Annotated in this window: 16 protein-coding genes; 7 read left to right on the plus strand and 9 right to left on the minus strand. The window is 45.9% G+C overall.

Annotated elements, in window-relative coordinates; genetic code table 11:
* Positions 1-2 precede the first annotated feature (2 nt).
* Entirely contained in the window at positions 3-1,184 is a 1,182-nt protein-coding gene (locus CHRO_RS05580; RefSeq protein WP_015153209.1) for a homospermidine biosynthesis protein, read from the minus strand.
* 118 nt (positions 1,185-1,302) lie between these two features.
* Positions 1,303-1,833: an O-acetyl-ADP-ribose deacetylase gene (locus CHRO_RS05585; RefSeq protein ID WP_015153210.1), complete on the minus strand. Its 531-nt coding sequence runs from the start codon at positions 1,831-1,833 to the stop codon at positions 1,303-1,305.
* Between the two features lie 140 nt (positions 1,834-1,973).
* Here CHRO_RS05585 and CHRO_RS05590 point away from each other — a divergent pair, with 140 nt between their 5' ends.
* The 3 genes from CHRO_RS05590 to CHRO_RS05600 all read left to right on the plus strand — a co-directional run bounded on the left by CHRO_RS05590 (position 1,974) and on the right by CHRO_RS05600 (position 4,498).
* Positions 1,974-3,278: a glutamate-5-semialdehyde dehydrogenase gene (locus tag CHRO_RS05590; RefSeq protein ID WP_015153211.1), complete on the plus strand. Its 1,305-nt coding sequence runs from the start codon at positions 1,974-1,976 to the stop codon at positions 3,276-3,278.
* A 74-nt stretch (positions 3,279-3,352) separates the two neighbouring features.
* Entirely contained in the window at positions 3,353-3,850 is a 498-nt protein-coding gene (locus tag CHRO_RS05595; RefSeq protein ID WP_015153212.1) for a DUF427 domain-containing protein, read from the plus strand.
* Between the two features lie 252 nt (positions 3,851-4,102).
* Positions 4,103-4,498, plus strand: a complete 396-nt coding sequence (locus CHRO_RS05600) for a calcium-binding protein (RefSeq protein ID WP_015153213.1) — start codon at positions 4,103-4,105, stop codon at positions 4,496-4,498.
* Between the two features lie 118 nt (positions 4,499-4,616).
* Here CHRO_RS05600 and CHRO_RS05605 read toward each other — a convergent pair whose 3' ends face one another.
* On the minus strand, positions 4,617-4,916 hold the full coding sequence (locus CHRO_RS05605; protein WP_015153214.1) for a small RNA NsiR4-regulated ssr1528 family protein: 300 nt from the start codon (positions 4,914-4,916) through the stop codon (positions 4,617-4,619).
* A 205-nt stretch (positions 4,917-5,121) separates the two neighbouring features.
* Here CHRO_RS05605 and CHRO_RS05610 point away from each other — a divergent pair, with 205 nt between their 5' ends.
* Positions 5,122-5,508, plus strand: a complete 387-nt coding sequence (locus CHRO_RS05610) for a hypothetical protein (protein ID WP_015153215.1) — start codon at positions 5,122-5,124, stop codon at positions 5,506-5,508.
* A 167-nt stretch (positions 5,509-5,675) separates the two neighbouring features.
* Here CHRO_RS05610 and CHRO_RS05615 read toward each other — a convergent pair whose 3' ends face one another.
* The 3 genes from CHRO_RS05615 to CHRO_RS05625 form a co-directional block, all read right to left on the minus strand.
* Positions 5,676-5,939 carry a hypothetical protein gene (locus CHRO_RS05615; protein ID WP_041462368.1) on the minus strand — a complete coding sequence of 88 codons (264 nt, stop codon included), beginning with the start codon at positions 5,937-5,939 and terminating at the stop codon, positions 5,676-5,678.
* Between the two features lie 68 nt (positions 5,940-6,007).
* Positions 6,008-9,157 carry a phosphoenolpyruvate carboxylase gene (locus CHRO_RS05620; RefSeq protein WP_015153217.1) on the minus strand — a complete coding sequence of 1,050 codons (3,150 nt, stop codon included), beginning with the start codon at positions 9,155-9,157 and terminating at the stop codon, positions 6,008-6,010.
* Positions 9,158-9,281: 124 nt separating this feature from the next.
* Positions 9,282-9,527 (minus strand): hypothetical protein, encoded by a 246-nt coding sequence (locus CHRO_RS05625; RefSeq protein WP_015153218.1) that lies wholly within the window; start codon positions 9,525-9,527, stop codon positions 9,282-9,284.
* A 473-nt stretch (positions 9,528-10,000) separates the two neighbouring features.
* Between CHRO_RS05625 and psbA the strand changes: the two genes are divergently transcribed.
* From psbA to glgB, 3 genes are all read left to right on the plus strand, one after another.
* On the plus strand, positions 10,001-11,062 hold the full coding sequence (gene psbA, locus CHRO_RS05630) for a photosystem II q(b) protein (protein WP_015153219.1): 1,062 nt from the start codon (positions 10,001-10,003) through the stop codon (positions 11,060-11,062).
* A 181-nt stretch (positions 11,063-11,243) separates the two neighbouring features.
* On the plus strand, positions 11,244-11,588 hold the full coding sequence (locus tag CHRO_RS05635) for a hypothetical protein (protein WP_015153220.1): 345 nt from the start codon (positions 11,244-11,246) through the stop codon (positions 11,586-11,588).
* A gap of 275 nt (positions 11,589-11,863) precedes the next feature.
* The gene (glgB, locus tag CHRO_RS05640; RefSeq protein WP_041462369.1) at positions 11,864-14,152 is read left to right on the plus strand and encodes a 1,4-alpha-glucan branching enzyme; all 2,289 of its coding nucleotides are present in this window, start codon (positions 11,864-11,866) and stop codon (positions 14,150-14,152) included.
* 82 nt (positions 14,153-14,234) lie between these two features.
* Here the strand turns inward: glgB and CHRO_RS05645 are convergent, their stop codons facing one another.
* The 3 genes from CHRO_RS05645 to hpsB all read right to left on the minus strand — a co-directional run bounded on the left by CHRO_RS05645 (position 14,235) and on the right by hpsB (position 16,856).
* A complete protein-coding gene (locus tag CHRO_RS05645; RefSeq protein WP_015153222.1) occupies positions 14,235-14,870 on the minus strand; it encodes a prepilin-type N-terminal cleavage/methylation domain-containing protein in 636 nt (211 codons plus the stop codon).
* A gap of 12 nt (positions 14,871-14,882) precedes the next feature.
* Complete coding sequence (hpsC, locus tag CHRO_RS05650; RefSeq protein WP_015153223.1) at positions 14,883-15,902, minus strand: hormogonium polysaccharide secretion pseudopilin HpsC; 1,020 nt, start codon at positions 15,900-15,902, stop codon at positions 14,883-14,885.
* A 123-nt stretch (positions 15,903-16,025) separates the two neighbouring features.
* Positions 16,026-16,856, minus strand: coding sequence for a hormogonium polysaccharide secretion pseudopilin HpsB (hpsB, locus tag CHRO_RS05655; protein WP_219336084.1), 831 nt, complete (start codon positions 16,854-16,856; stop codon positions 16,026-16,028).
* Between the last annotated feature and the right edge of the window lie 33 nt (positions 16,857-16,889).

Below are 16,889 nucleotides of genomic sequence, written 5' to 3' on the forward strand. Positions count from 1 at the left end.
TTTCACGAAGAATGTTGTGGAATCACTCTTCCACAGGGATAAGTCGCGATCGGTTGTTCTGTAGCAGCATCAGCCACCGCAGCCGGAATCTTATCTGTGGGCTGAGTTTTAGCAGCTAAGTAATCGGTGCGGAGTTGTTCTAGGATCTGTTCGCGGCGATCGTATAGGCGTTTCAGGGGACGCTGGGGACACTGGTTGAGAACGTATGCGGTAACGAGGGGAAGGGCGATCGTGCTGTCGGTGTAGCAAACTACCGTACTGGGAAGTTCTTCAGGATCGATTTTTCCCCAACTGACAGCTTCGCTGGGGGTGGCTCCAGATAAACCGCCAGTATCGGGACGCGCATCGGTAAACTGGATAAAGTAATCGTGTCCCCGTTCTTCCAACCCTAGTACTTCGTGAAGTTGGGGTTGAGTTTGTAATAAGAAATTTTTGGGACTACCACCACCGAGAATCAACGCTGCGCTTTTCCCTTCCGATTCTCTAGCAGAATAGGCGATCGCGGCTGTCTCATTGACATCTAGCGACGGATCGAGAATTAATTTCGAGCCTTCCAAAGCCAAAGCCGCAACATTCATCCCAATCGAACTATCTCCAGGCGAAGAAGTATAGATCGGTACGCCGCATTCATAAGCCGTCGCCAGCAAACAAGAATGCTTCACTCCAATTTGCTTTTCGACTTCACGGATGTATTTACCCAGCAAGTAGTGGAATTCTGCCGTTCCCATGCATTTTTGGAAAGGTTCCGCTTGAAGAATCTTACGAATGAAAGCATCCGTTTCCAGCAGCACGTCATAACCGAACATAATGTCATAAATGCGAATCGTGCCTTCCTGACGCAACTTCACATCGTCTACAAACGGATTACCTTTATACAGTTCAAAACCTAACCCATAGTGCATATCGTGATAGAGATTAGCACCAGTACTGATCGCCCAATCGATAAAACCATGCCGAATCAGGGGCGCTAAGGCAGAAACTCCATATCCAGCAGGGGTCATGGCTCCCGATAGGCTCAAGCCTACAGTGACATCCTCGCGAAACACTTCTCGACTCAACAACTGGCAGATTTCCCGTAATCTTGCAGAGTTATATGCCGTGAAGTAATTATCGATCAAATCCACAACGCTAACATCCGCCGTCATGGGTGCGGGATCGATCTTGTTGCTGGGCAGTTTTGACATTATTTCACTCCAAGTTAGAAGGGATAAGGAGGACAAGGGGACAAACCACATTGTAGAGACGTTACATGTAACGTCTCTACAATGATTACCGACTCCCGACAAAAACAGATACGCCGATCTAATTTAGCGATGTTTCACCCACTTGTTGCAATGCTTTAAGAAAGCGATCGCATGTCGATTGACTAAAACAGACAAGAATGACTTGCGAGATCGAATCATTGGTAGACAAAAAAGCCTGAACTTCTCTCACAGCAATTTGTGCGGCGCGATCGATCGGAAAGCGATACACGCCCGTACTAATAGCAGGAAAGGCAATGGTTTTAATTCCATGTTGCACTGCTAAAGTCAAGCTACTGCGATAACAACTTGCTAAAAGTTCATCCTCACCGCGATCGCCACCTTCCCACACTGGACCAACAGTATGAATCACCCACTTGGCGGGTAAGTTATACCCTTGAGTAATTTTAGCCGCACCTGTGGCACACCCCCTTAACTGACGACATTCTGCTAACAACTGGGAGCCAGCCGCGCGATGAATTGCCCCATCTACGCCGCCACCACCCAACAGTGAATTATTGGCAGCATTAACGATCGCATCCACCTGCAACTGAGTAATATCGCCTTGAATCACCGTAATTTTGTCTGTCATTACTCATTACCCATTACCCATTACCAACCCATGCAAACTCAATATTAGTAGTAAATGTCAACTGATAACTGACAACTGATAACTGACAACTGATAACTGATATTTGTTACACTTTGGCTGGATATCTTTGAGATCGATTCATGACTGCCACCCAGATCGAATCCCATTCCCTCAGTGCGATCGCTCTTTCTACTCGCGATGCAGCGCGTCAACTCGCAGTCTTATCTACCGAAGCAAAAGATCGAGCAATTGAAGCGATCGCCCAATCGTTAGCAGCCGCCAGTGAGGAAATCTTGGCAGCAAATGCAGCTGATTGCAAAGCAGCTGAAGCGGAAGGAATTGCCAAACCACTCTACAACCGCCTCAAATTAGATGCAACTAAACTCAAAAGTGCGATCGCGGGGGTGCGAGATGTGGGCAAATTACCCGATCCCGTGGGTGCGGTGCAGATTCATCGCGAACTCGATACAGGGTTAGTTCTTCAGCGCGTTACTTGCCCTCTGGGAGTATTAGGTGTCATTTTTGAAGCTAGACCCGATGCAGCAATTCAAATCTCTTTATTAGCGATTAAATCGGGAAATGGTGTCATCCTCAAAGGTGGTAAGGAAGCCGTGCGATCTTGCGAGGCGATCGTCAAAGCGATCCACCACGGACTTTCTCAAACAGAAATTAACCCAGCCGTAGTCCAATTGCTGACAACGCGAGAAGAGACAATGGCGCTGTTGCAATTAGATGAATATGTCGATCTGATTATTCCAAGGGGTTCTAACTCTTTCGTGCGCTTCGTACAAGAAAATACCCGCATTCCTGTTTTAGGTCATGCAGATGGTATCTGTCACGCTTACATAGATAAAGCAGCTGATATTGCCAAGGCAGTAGAGATTACTGTTGATGCCAAAACCCATTATCCCGCTGCTTGCAATGCGATAGAAACTCTATTAGTACATCAATATATTGCCCCTGAATTTCTACCGCTAGTTGCCCGTGCGTTACAAGAACGCCAGGTAGAATTGCGCGGTGACGATCGCACTCGCAAAATTATTGATGTAGCCGCAGCAACCGAGGCAGATTGGACGACGGAATACAGCGATTTGATTTTAGCAATTAAGGTAGTAGATTCTCTAGAAGAAGCGATCGCCCACATTAATACTTATGGATCGCGACACACAGAGGCGATCGTCACTGAAGATCCGACAACGGCAAAAACATTTTTAGCCCAAGTCGATGCAGCGGGGGTTTATCATAACTGTTCGACTCGCTTTGCTGATGGCTTCCGTTACGGCTTTGGTGCAGAAGTTGGCATCAGCACACACAAATTGCCACCCCGTGGTCCTGTTGGTTTAGAAGGATTAGTTACATATAAATACCAGCTTACAGGCGACGGACACATCGCTGCTACCTACACGGGGACAAATGCTAAATCTTTCACTCACAAGGATTTATAGTAAGGACGCAGATTTATAGTAGGGGCGCACAGCCGTGCGCCCCTACAGTAACATTCATCACATAGAAAACTAGCATGGCGCATCCTCAACGCATTCAACCTGCTCCCGGTCAAGAATCAGTCTGGGATTACCCCAGACCTCCTCGCCTGGAGGATGTTAACAAGCAGATTCAAATTATTTTCAATGGTGTAGAAATTGCCAATACTCGCCATGCCAAGCGTGTACTCGAAACCAGCCATCCCCCGGTTTACTATATCCCTCCTAGCGATATTAAAATGGAGTACCTCGTCAGAACACCCAATGCGAGTTTTTGCGAATGGAAAGGTCGAGCAGGATATTACACTATTGTTGTCGGCGACAAACAGGCTGAGAATGCAGCCTGGTTTTATCCTGACCCAACGCCAAGCTTTGCCACAGTTAAGGATTATGTAGCTTTTTATGCCCATGTCATGGATGCTTGCTATGTCGATGGGGAAAAAGTACAGCCTCAGCCAGGGAACTTTTATGGTGGCTGGATTACGAGCGATATTGTTGGACCATTTAAAGGTGTTCTTGGTAGTTGGGGTTGGTAGGTTGCCAACAATTTGCCGGAGTTTGTGGTTCAGTTCTGGCAAATATTTCTAATTCGATCGCCCTCTTAGAAATGAGTTGCAAAACTGTTGACGCGATCGCAACTTAAGGTAAAGTTAAATTCATCTTTCTGCAATGATTTCTACACTTGGCGCTTTAAAATTTTTAACCTCATTGTCTAGCTAGTATTGCTAGCATCTAGAATGTTTGTGCTTGGTAATGTTCACGCTCAGCCCATTGTGGTGAGGTTTCCCATGTCCGAGTTGGAAATCGACGCAAGCAGAGAAGAAAGAATCGAAATGGAAGTCGTCGTTGATGCTTATGACGAAGAAGAACGGCGACTAGGTTGGTATTACTATCTCGATAACAAGATTAAATTTCCTTTCAACGCCATCTGGATTTCAGAAGAGCGTCCGATTGACTCGGAAGATGAAGTAGAAATCGAAGGTGAAGAAGTCGAAGTTATCGGAATGGCATCGGAAGAAGAATGCCAAGACGATATGTATGTAGAAATCGTTTATCAAGAAGAGGGTACGGAAGATACTTTTGCCGTACCTTTATATGATGTCGTACCGATGGAAGTTGATGACGACACGTTAGAAGCGATCGAAGATTGGTATTATTGGGTCGAGCGCGGCTATGAGTGGTAATTGAGGGAGCAGTTATCAGTTATCAGTTATCAGTTATCAGTTATCAGTGTTGCTCCCTCAGCTTCCTTAGCAACCTTGCGTCCCCCAGCTGCCTCTGCTTCCTTGTCCCCTTTGTCTTCTATTTATTCCCGTAATAAAAAGCGACTTCCTTATCCTTAAGTGGTGCAAAACCAGCATCGAGTAGCATTTGGTTGAGTTCCGCTTGGGAAATGTGCTTCGCACCGATGCGCACGATCCGCGATCGCATTGTATTTGACACGCCACTGCGCTGTCTTCCTGCTTCTAGCGCCATGACTTGATGGTAAAGTTCCAACTTGACAGGAGGAATTGGGGAGCCGTCCAAATCGATCCCATCCGCAATTGCGCGATCGACGGCATCTGCTCCCAAAGTGTTATCTAGTGACGTTTCCGCAGACATAGCTATATGAGAAGATCTACGGATGCATTCTACCAAGAGAGATTGGCAAAATCAAAACAAAAAGCATCCACAGGAATTTTTCTGTTACAAATAGAAAAAATCTGCTTGGTTGCGCGTGAAGCGAAGCTACCCCGAAGGGAATTGCCTACTTGTCACTCTCAACATTTTCGATCTAACCTCAAGCCAGCCACTCACAAGCGTCACTATGTCAGACTCTCTCAAACCCAACTCCAACGACCGTTCGTTGCAAAGAGCATTTACTAACAGGATTGTAGACGAGTATTTTGACCATACGGAAAGTTGGTTGCGGGCAATTTTGCGCATGTCTGTCTTTTCTCTCACCTACATTGACGGACACTCAGCCATGTTAATTGAATGCCCCAACCAGGCTGTTGCTAGGCGGCTCAGTCGCAAAACAGCCCCTCTACAACAAGTAGTGTCTTACATCAGTAGCAGCTACCCATATAGCCACCGCGTGTTGATTTGCTACCAAGAAGCAGAACGGTCGAGCTGGCGCTGTTTTGACACAAATACCAATACCTGGAAGAGTTGGGAGAGCTTGCAAACACCTACTGCAACCAGCGACCAGTGAACAGTTATCAGTTATCGTAGGGGCGGGTTTAGCAACAGATTCAGCGTTTGTGTCAATCCAGCTTTGCCCAAAACCCGCCCGTACAGGACATAGGAGCGGGTGCGCGCAAGATCCACTATCCAATCTGTAAATCTAAGGTCAAAACCCGCCCGTACAGTTATCAGTTATCAGTTGTCAGTAGCCCCTCGTTGCGTTGCTAAACCAGCCAGTAACGCACCCACCACTTCACCAACCCAAAATCCAGTCGTACTACCTTGCCAGAGCGCTCCTGGGATCGCCCAAGCTTGACAAATTTCCTTGCCTCCCCACTGGAATTGTTGACAGTTTTGCTGGTGTACCCATGCACTAATTTGCCCACCTGCGATCGCACCAAAACATCCCGCTGCCAACGCGACAAAGGTACAAACCAACATTCTTTTTTTGTTTGTCATTGGTCATTAGTCATTTGTAAACGCGATCGCCAACTACCAACTACCAACTACCAATTACCAACTACCAATCAACCAGTATTCCTCATCCCAGCCGCGATTCCATTGATAGTTAACAATGCACCGCGCAACAATTCACCTTTGCTATGGCGAGAATCGATGATGCCTGTCGTACTCGGGTTGCTGTATTGCCGCAGTCGCTTCAGCAATGAAACCTGCAAAAATCCTAACGGTACAATCGTCGCACTCCGCAACTGCACGGACTGCTGTAAAACTGGATCGCCGTCGAGCAGGCGTTTATGACCTGTAATACTCAGTACTAAGTCAGTTGTGAGGTGAAACTCTTGCAAAATTTGCTCGAATAACCGCTCAAATCGTTCTAAGTCTTGGGGTTTCGATAACTCCTTGACGTAGTGATGAGCGATTTGCATGTCTACTTTTGCCAGCGTCATCTCTACTTTAGAAATTGCCATTTTGAAGAAGGGCCACTTCATGTAGAAATAACGTAACAATTTGAGGTGTTGCTCTGGTTCCTCGTTTAAAAATTCCTGCAAAGCTGCGCCGACACCATACCAAGCAGGTAGGAGAAAACGGCTTTGCGTCCAACTAAACACCCAAGGAATTGCCCGCAAACCACTTAAATCTTTTTTTCCACCTTGTCGTCGTGCGGGGCGAGAGCTGATTTGGAGTTGGCTGATCTCGTCAATCGGAGTCACTTGGTGGAAAAAGTCAATGAAATCTGGTTGCTCGTAGATCAGGGCGCGATAATGTTGCCGCGATCGCGCTGCTAACTCTTCTAATATTTCATTCCATGGTTGAATATTATCAAAGCCCGTGCGTAACAAGCTAGCCTGAATCACGGCAGTCGAAATTGTTTCCAAATTGTAAAGCGCCAACTCTGGCAGCGAGTATTTAGAAGCTAAAACTTCACCTTGTTCGGTAATTTTAATTCTGCCATTAATACTATGTCCGGGTTGAGCCAAAATTGCCTCGTATGCAGGACCACCACCACGTCCTACCGAGCCGCCGCGTCCGTGAAAAATTCTCAAATCGACTCCATGCTGTTCGGCAACTTGTTGGAGTGCTTTTTGCGCTTTGTGAATTTCCCAATTGCTGCTGAGAAACCCAGAATCCTTGTTGCTATCTGAGTAACCCAACATCACCTCTTGTAAGTGAGCAGTAAGTGGAGAGTGGCTAGTGGCTAGTGGCTGGTGACTAGAATTGTTTCCTTGTCTTCTTGTCTCCTTGTCCCCTTGTCCCACCGACTCCCGACTCCCGACTCCCGACTCCCGTTTTATCGCTTCATACCCTCCCGCCAACAAAGCGCGATAAAACGTCAGATCGAATAGCTGTTGCATGATGCTGGGGGCGCGTTGCAAGTCCTCTACCGTCTCAAATAGAGGTACGACTTGGATCGTCCCGATTCCTGTTGCTGGATCGTAGAGTCCAGCTTCTTTAGCTAGTAACAGCACCTCTAGCAAATCGCTCAGATCGCGGCTCATGCTGATAATGTAACTCTGGCAAACCTGCACGCCAAACTCTTGCTGTAACAAACGCACGACGCGCAAAGTTTCGATCGCTTCGTTGGTTTTTTCACTAAAAGGTAGTTCGGCGGGAATCAACGGACGACGAGTCTGCAATTCTTCCGACAACCACTTGACTCTTTCTGCTTCTGACAATTCGTTATATGACTGAGGCAGAATTTGTAGATATTCCAACACTTCATTGAAAGCATGGGCGTGGCGAGAAGATTCTTGGCGAATATCGAGGTGAGCTAGGTTAAAGTCATAAATTTCTACTTGACAAATCAGGCTATCAAGTTCTCGGCAGTTTAAGCCTGTTTCTGACAAGTTGCGTTGAATTAGTCGTAATTCCGCGAGAAAGTCAAGCCCAGATTTATAGACTGCCGTGGTGACGTTCTCTTCTTGAATTTCTTGCTTGCGCAGATTCTTGTTGTACAGGCGCGCGTTACGCTCGAATGTATTTTCTAGTCGCTTCAAAATGTAGGCAAGCTTGAGCCGATAGGGTTCTTGACGATACCGCAGGGCAAGTGCTTCATACACTTCGTTCATCTGCAACCGATCCTGCTCCAGAGATTCTAATAAATCTGGCAGGACATCGCTCCAGTGCAGCGATATGCTCAATAAATTTGTCAGTCGCTTGACTGAATGAATGTATTTTTCCAACACCAACTGGCGTTGATAGCAAGCCGTTTGCCACGTAACTTGGGGTGTCACTGAGGGGTTGCCATCCCGATCCGATCCTACCCAGGAACCAAATTTACAAAAGTTATTACTAGGCGGACGCAAGCGGGGAAAGGCAGATGCCAGAGCGTGTTTAAATCTGTGATTCAGCAAGGGAATTTGCTCGAACAGAACTTCTTTGAAGTAGTGCAGGGCGTACTCTACCTCATCTAACACTGCTGGCTTAAATTGGTGTAACTCGTCAGTGCGCCACCAGAGGCGAATTTCTTCTGTGAGCTGTTCCCGCAGGGCTTCTGCTTCCCAAGGATTAGCACCTTCAATACTGCCCGTACTTTCCTCAATCCGATCGAGCTGTTGCAGTAGCTTGGCTAAGCGTCTTTGCTTGTCCCGAATTGTAGAGCGCACGATCTCAGTGGGGTGCGCCGTAAAGACTAATCTGACATCTAATTGGTCGATCAACCGTTGAATGTGTTGCGGCGGTACGTTCATCTGCCGTAGATGGGGAAACAAGGTGTGGAAAGTCCCTTGTTTTTGCTGCTGCTGGGTAGCGTGCCAGTTTTTTTCTAACAGCTCTACGCCAGGATCTCGATTTACATCTGCTGTTTGATGTCCGTTAATTGTAGAGGTGGGTTGTGGCGTTTGATGTAGCTGCTTAGCTGCTTTTTGATGCAAAGCGCGACTGATACTCAGTTGTTGGCGTTGCTCGTAGTGCTGCTCGACAATGTTAATCAACTGGAAATAGAGTGCAAAGGCACGCGCAGCGCGAATTGCTTCGTTCAACTCTAACTGAGAGATTAATTGTACGACTTCCGCTATTTGCTCGTCGATCGCTTGTCCTTCTGACGAGCATAAATCGCGTAATTGCGCCAAGAGATTTACTAATTCTTGACCGCATTCTTGTTTCAGAACAGACTCCCACAACTCCTCTACTGTTTGCAGGCGTTGCCTCAAAAACAAATCAAAGGGAGAGGTGCTGATAGTCAAAGCTTCATCATGGGAGTGGAGGAGCGAAGTCATAGGGTCTGTTCGAGTAGAGCCAGGAACAATTAATAATTGTAGAGTTGAATGCTGTCCTAATTCGTTGTCGAAGCGACAATCTTTATCTTTAATCGAAATCCTGACGAATTAGGCACGATGCAAATTATGCGTCACTAGGTTCTGATGTCGTCTCTGTTTCGGGAAATGGCAAAACTGGCAAGCGATCGCCACGAAATACTTCTTCACTGGCTTGCCCAATAGCTGTTACTGCCTGAGCTACAGCTTTACCTCCAACTAGCCCAAGTAGTAGAGAGCCAGTACCGAGCTGCAATAGGAAATTGTTGGGAATTGAAAAAAATAATACTTTTACGCCTGCGGTTTCTTTGAGGTTGGAATTGGAAGTAGGCATCTAAACCTCGCTTGGAGTGAGTCTTTACCTCTATTTTAGGAGGCGCGATCGCGAAAATTACGACTGTTTAAGTCCCTTGCTAGGGCTGCTGAGATCTAATTTTTGTCATCCCCCTTTAGAAATATACCTCATCACATTTAAATATTTCTCCACTGAGGATTTTTCAAATTTATCCTACTTTGAACCAACTATTTACCTACCAATTCTGCTTGACAAAGCAGTGACTGCGCTCATTTCAGTTGCTGCGATCGCTATAGATTTATTGCGAATATTGCCTACAGACAGACATTTTTCTCTTCAAATATAACTTTTTTTTATATATATCCTGTTTTAACATTACTTAATAGAATTGGCAGTATGTGAAATTTTTGCTGAAGTTGTGTAAAGATATATTTACAGGCAACCAAGTACGGAGCCTGATTCATACCAAAGCAAGCAACATTCCAGTTGTTTAATTAGCAATACATAGAACCATGACAACCACATTACAAAGACGCGAAAGCGCTTCCTTGTGGGAACAGTTTTGTAACTGGGTAGCAAGCACAGAAAACCGCCTATACATTGGCTGGTTTGGCGTGTTGATGATCCCCACGTTGCTCGCTGCCACCACCTGCTTCATCGTCGCATTCATCGCCGCACCACCGGTAGATATCGACGGGATCCGCGAACCAGTAGCAGGTTCGTTAATCTATGGCAACAACATCATCTCAGGTGCAGTTGTGCCATCCTCCAACGCCATCGGCTTGCACTTCTACCCAATCTGGGAAGCAGCATCATTAGACGAATGGCTGTACAACGGTGGACCTTACCAATTGGTAATTTTCCACTTCTTAATCGGTGTATTCTGCTACATGGGACGTGAGTGGGAACTATCCTACCGCTTAGGAATGCGTCCTTGGATCTGCGTCGCATACTCGGCACCAGTAGCAGCAGCAACCGCAGTCTTCTTGATTTATCCAATCGGACAAGGCTCTTTCTCAGACGGGATGCCCTTGGGGATCTCGGGAACATTCAACTTCATGTTAGTGTTCCAAGCCGAGCACAACATCCTGATGCACCCGTTCCACCAATTAGGTGTAGCCGGTGTATTCGGTGGTGCCCTGTTCAGCGCGATGCACGGTTCTTTGGTTACCTCTTCCTTGGTACGTGAAACAACCGAAACCGAATCTCAGAACTACGGTTACAAATTCGGACAAGAAGAAGAAACCTACAACATCGTTGCAGCTCACGGCTACTTCGGTCGCTTGATCTTCCAATACGCATCCTTCAACAACAGCCGCGCGCTGCACTTCTTCCTCGCAGCATGGCCCGTCATCGGGATTTGGTTCACCTCCTTGGGCATCAGCACCATGGCGTTCAACCTCAACGGCTTCAACTTCAACCAGTCGGTGGTTGACTCTCAAGGACATGCGATTGGTACATGGGCAGACATCCTCAACCGCGCTAACCTGGGTATGGAAGTGATGCACGAGCGCAATGCTCACAACTTCCCCCTCGACTTAGCTGCTGTCGAAGCTCCTTCCCTCAATGGCTAATTCGCGTTAGTTTGATTTAGGAAAGCGCCTCCCCAAAAAGGGGGGCGCTTTTTGCATTACATATGCTCTCTTACCACATAAGTAATAAGTACCTACATATGTAGTGCTTAGGTGTAGTGCTTAGGAGGGCAGACAAAATGCTATAAATACTCTGGTAGCAGTTTAGGGAGAAAGAGAGAGTATGGGGTTTTTGCCAGTTGGCAAACGTCAGGAGATAACCCACTTTCAAACTCAATTTTTAGGTGTTGGCATCGTGTTTTTTACAATCTCTGCGATCGCCCAATCTGTATTAGCTTTACCACCACCAGAAGATACACCAGAAGAAGTCTTGCGGACGGAAATCTTTCTCACAGCGCGATCGCCTGTGGATGGCAAATCACTAACTGCTGCCCAATACGCTCAATTACAAGCTAAATTACAAACCCGTCCTGCACCACCCACTTTGAACTCTCAAGTCCGAGAAATCGTTTTTCTACTCCAACTGCGAAAGGCAATTCGGACTTTTTTACCTTTTTTGCCTATTTGAGGGAGCAGGGAGCAGCGAACATTTATCAGTAGAGAGTGGCTAGTGGCTGGTGACTAGAATTGCTCCCTTTACCGCTCTGCTTCCTTGTCTCCCTTGTCTTCCTTGTCTCCCTTGTCTCCTTTTCCCTGACTCCCCAAAGTCTTACCTATGGTTGAGACAAAATCAAACTAAATACCGTTGCTTTGCTTGCTCATTTGCAAATAAATGTAAAGAGTGTGTATAAGTATGACGAGAGGAGTTTAGTAAATTTATTCTAAGTAGGTAGCTGCATGTCTATGACCACCATTGCACCAGAACAGGTAGATCGAATTATTTGGAACCAGCATCAAGATCCTTTTGAAGTGCTAGGCGCTCATTCCGTGGAACAGGAAGGCAAAACCGTCTGGGCAGTGCGAGCATACTTACCAAATGCGAGTGCGGCGTGGGTGGTACTGCCAGAGGAAAGAAAAGAATTTCCGATGGAGACCGTGCATCATCCTCACTTTTTTGAATGCACGCTCGATCTTCCCGAACTGGCAAACTATCAGTTGCGGATTTTGGAGGGAGAACGCGAGCGTGTGATTTACGACCCCTACGCCTTTCGCTCTCCCCGCTTGACAGATTTTGACCTGCATCTATTTGCGGAAGGCAATCACCACCGCATTTATGAAAAACTAGGAGCGCACGCAACAGAAATTAACGGTGTCCAAGGCGTTTATTTCGCTGTTTGGGCTCCGAACGCGCGCAACGTGTCAGTTATTGGAGATTTTAATCATTGGGACGGACGCAAGCACCAGATGCGCAAAGGTGCTACAGGAGTATGGGAAATATTTATTCCCGAACTCAAAGTCGGCGATCGCTATAAATATGAAATAAAAAATAACAATGGTCACATCTACGAAAAGTCTGACCCTTATGGCTATCAGCAAGAACCCCGACCCAAAACCGCATCCATTGTCACAGACTTAGACGCTTATGAATGGAGCGATTTGGCATGGATGGAAAAACGCCGCCATACCGACCCCCTAACACAGCCAATTTCTGTTTATGAAGTCCATCTCGGTTCGTGGCTGCACGCCTCCTCTGCCGAACCTCCCAAGTTGCCTAATGGGGAGACAGAACCCGTCGTCATTGTCTCGGAACTCAAACCGGGGGCGCGTTTTCTCACCTATCGAGAACTTGGCGATCGCCTGATTCCCTACGTAAAAGATTTAGGATACACCCATATTGAATTATTACCAATTGCAGAGCATCCCTTTGACGGCTCTTGGGGATATCAAGTCACTGGCTATTATGCTTGTACGTCCCGCTATGGCACGCCAGAAGACTTCATGTATTTTGTTGACCAATGCCACCAAAACGGTATTGGGGTAATCGTTGATTGGGTTCCAGGTCATTTTCCTAAAGATGGACACGGGTTAGCATTCTTTGATGGGACTCACCTCTACGAACATGCCGATCCGCGCAAGGGAGAACACAAAGAATGGGGAACTTTAGTATTCAACTACAGCCGCAACGAAGTGAGAAACTTCTTGGTTGCCAACGCCTTGTTCTGGTTTGATAAGTATCATATCGACGGAATTCGGGTAGATGCCGTTGCCTCAATGCTTTACCTGAACTATTGCCGCAAAGAAGGGGAATGGTTGCCAAATCAATATGGTGGCACGGAAAATTTAGAGGCAGCAGAGTTCCTGCGGCAAACAAATCACGTTATTTTTAGTTATTTTCCTGGTATCGTCTCCATCGCGGAAGAATCTACCGCTTGGCCTATGGTATCTTGGCCTACGTATATGGGCGGATTAGGCTTTAATCTCAAGTGGAACATGGGCTGGATGCACGATATGCTGGATTACTTCAGCATGGACCCTTGGTTTCGCCAGTTCCACCAAAATAACGTCACTTTCAGCATGTGGTATCACCACAGCGAAAATTACATGTTGGCTCTATCCCACGATGAAGTCGTACATGGCAAAAGTAACATCATCGGTAAAATGCCAGGGGATAGGTGGCAGAAATTCGCCAACGTCCGCTGCTTGTTTACCTTCATGTTCGTTCACCCCGGCAAAAAAACCATGTTTATGAGCATGGAGTTTGGACAGTGGAGCGAGTGGAACGTCTGGGGTGACTTAGAGTGGCAGTTGTTGCAATATGAATCACACCAACAGCTCAAGCAGTTTTTCAAAGATCTAAACCACACATATCGCTCTGAACCAGCTTTGTACAGCCAAGATTTTGCTGAAGCGGGGTTTGAGTGGATCGATTGCAGCGACAATCGCCATAGCGTAGTTGCGTTAATTCGTCGCGCCAAAGATTCAGAGGATTTTGCGATCGCAGTTTGTAACTTTACTCCCCAACCGCACTCTCACTACAGAATTGGCGTACCCGAACCAGGGTTTTACCAAGAGTTATTTAATAGCGATTCCCGCGAGTACGGCGGTAGCAACATGGGTAACTTAGGGGGCAAATGGACGGATGAATGGCAATACCACAATCATCCCTATTCCATCGATCTGTGTTTGCCTCCCTTAGGCGTGCTGATTTTGAAGCTAAATCGGGAAAAAACAGCAGAGGCGATGAGTAAGTAAAAAGTCAAAAGTCAAAAGTCAAAAGTCAAAACTAATAACAACTAACCATCGGCGATCGCAAATGACCAATTACCAATGACGTTTAATCCAGACAATTCTCATCACTAGCAGATCGGATTGCGCCTAAGAGAGTAGCAATCTTAACACAACTCCAGCGCTGTCCGCCGCTACGAGTGGCGATCGCAATTTTTCCTAACGGACTATTTGCTTCTCCGCGATAGTTAAATTGCATTCGCCATAAATTATGAGTTGGATCGAATTCTAAAGTTGTGCCATCGGGATCGTTGACATTCACAATTGGATCGACGATGCGAACCGCTGCATCTAAGTTTTGCCAAGTTACAGCAGTCGGGTTTGTACTTGCTGGCAGAACGATCCACTGTGCTACGCCGTTATGTTCGCGAAAGCTGACTTGCCATATTACTTTATCTCGCCTAGCATTACTTTGTGCTGCCTGTAAAGAGCGCAAAATTTGGTCTTGAGCAACACTCAAACGGCGACCGTCAACAAAAGCCACCCAACTAGGAGCCGCGATCGCACTTAAAACTCCGATAATAATGACTACAACGATGAGTTCGATCAGGGTAAATCCTCGATTCCCCCTCTCTCCCCTATCCCCAATGGAGATTCCAAGAGGAACGCGATCTGTAGGGGCGCACAGCTGTGCGCCCCTGCGAAAAATCGATGGGTGTAAAATTGTCTTGGTAATTTTATTCATAACAAATTGCCGCTAAAATTTAGAGCTGGTCGTACCGCGACTTTTCACTTGTATATTTAAACTAGGAAAATAGCTAGCCTGACTGTCACTATAAACAGCATTTTGTTCCAAACGCATCAACGCACTTCCTCTTAAATAAACTTGAGCTAAATTGCGCGATGCATCTACACAGGCATAAAAACTATTTATTTGTAAAGGATTAGCAAGTTGAGTATTAGCAGGAACGAGTTGAGCATCAGAAGAAATATTTTGACAATCTAACGGTTTTGGCGTGCGATCGCTCGGACTCGGATCGACATAATCTACTAATACTTCAATCGGATTTTTTTGCAGATCGTAAGCTGTATCTGCCTTTTCCCAAGCATTCATTTTATCTTCAATACTCCCCGCCTGAGAAAGATTGAATAATTGAAAACCCGGAGCGGGATTTGTCAGATAATTACGCGAATTATGAGAATCTCTAATTCCATCTTGTATTTCGAGTCTTCCAATTCTTGCCGCTCCAGACCAAGCAGGATTATTATCTTTAATTAAGTAATAAATAACTAAAGAATAAACAAAATAATCTCTTTGACTACAGGCATCAGTTCTAGGTAACTTAGTCAAGCATCCAACAGTAGTTGTAGTTCCATCTATCGTAATAACAGGACGATCTTGAGCTAAAAAAGTAGGCTTCCAAAACACAAGTACGGGAACTTTATCTGCTTCTCTAGCATGAGGCAATTGGTCGGCGATCGCCTGCACGCCATCAGCATCATAAATATAAATAGCTTCTTGTAAATCCCTAGAAATATAATCGAGTGCCAACTGTATTTCTTGTTCGCTACTAGACTTCGCCTGTTCTCTTCGCTCAGAAGTCAACATATTCGTCATAAAAGACAACAGCGAACTCAAAACAATCGAAGAAATAACAATCGACACCAACAACTCAATCAAAGTAAAACCATTACAACCCAATCTTCTTCTCTTTTCTTTTCTTTCTTTGCGCCTCTGCGTCTTTGCGCGACAAAAATCAAAAAAATCATGACTCATAAAAATTTTTAACCTTATTATCAATAAAAATATAGCAAATCAAAAAACAGATATTTAAACTTTTGACTTTTGACTTTTGACTTTTGACTTTTGACTTTTGACTTTTGACTTTTGACCTTTGGCTCACTCACACCCAAGGCGATCGCAAAAATCATTAATACTTGATTCATTTGCAGCAATTTCTGTAGCTGTTTCAACCAATGGTGTTTTGAAATTACCCAACCCCCCCGAAAAAGTCAACTGCGTCCTTTGAGTATTAGCATCACTCGCAACCAGCGGTGACAGATCGCTAAAACCAGCAGCACGATAAACCCGAATCCCCAATATATAAGCTTTATCCATAGATCGATCCTCAGAACTGGCGCTGCGAAAAGCCTGAATCACCAAATCTTGTCCGCTATCGCTACTACAACCGCCACCATCTAAATCGAAACAATATAAACTTGATGTCGTATTATTCCAGCAATAAGAATTACCAACTGTAACATTCGTACAACGCAAACCACCAGAAGTAGAAGGAGGAGCTGTAGCAACAAATTGTTCGCGTTGAGAATTAAAATTTTTGTTACTATCGACTTCATTTAAGACAACTATATGCTGTGGTGGTGCAATCGTTCCCGCCTTAACTCCAGCAATATAGGTTTTTGTTGCTTGAGTTGCTAATTCTATTCGCCTTGCTTGCAGCCGATTACCAACAGCAAGGACAAACACAGGCGCGATCGCGGTCATCAATATTGATAGAATTGCGATCGCGATTAAAGCCTCTAGGATAGTGAAGCCTGATGAGGCGGGAGTCGTAGGGGCGCACAGGTGTGCGCCCGTACTAGAGTCGGGAGTCGGGAATTGCAAACGACTTTTGACTTTTAACTTTTGACTTTTGACTTTTGCACTAACTCGTCTTTTCTTATTCATCTCCCTTATCTCCCTTGTCCCCCTTCGCCCCCTAATCCCCACTCCCTTCGGTCGTGGGGTCCCCGAGTTCCCCCT

The sequence above is a fragment of the Chroococcidiopsis thermalis PCC 7203 genome (genome assembly GCF_000317125.1).
GTDB lineage: Bacteria > Cyanobacteriota > Cyanobacteriia > Cyanobacteriales > Chroococcidiopsidaceae > Chroococcidiopsis > Chroococcidiopsis thermalis.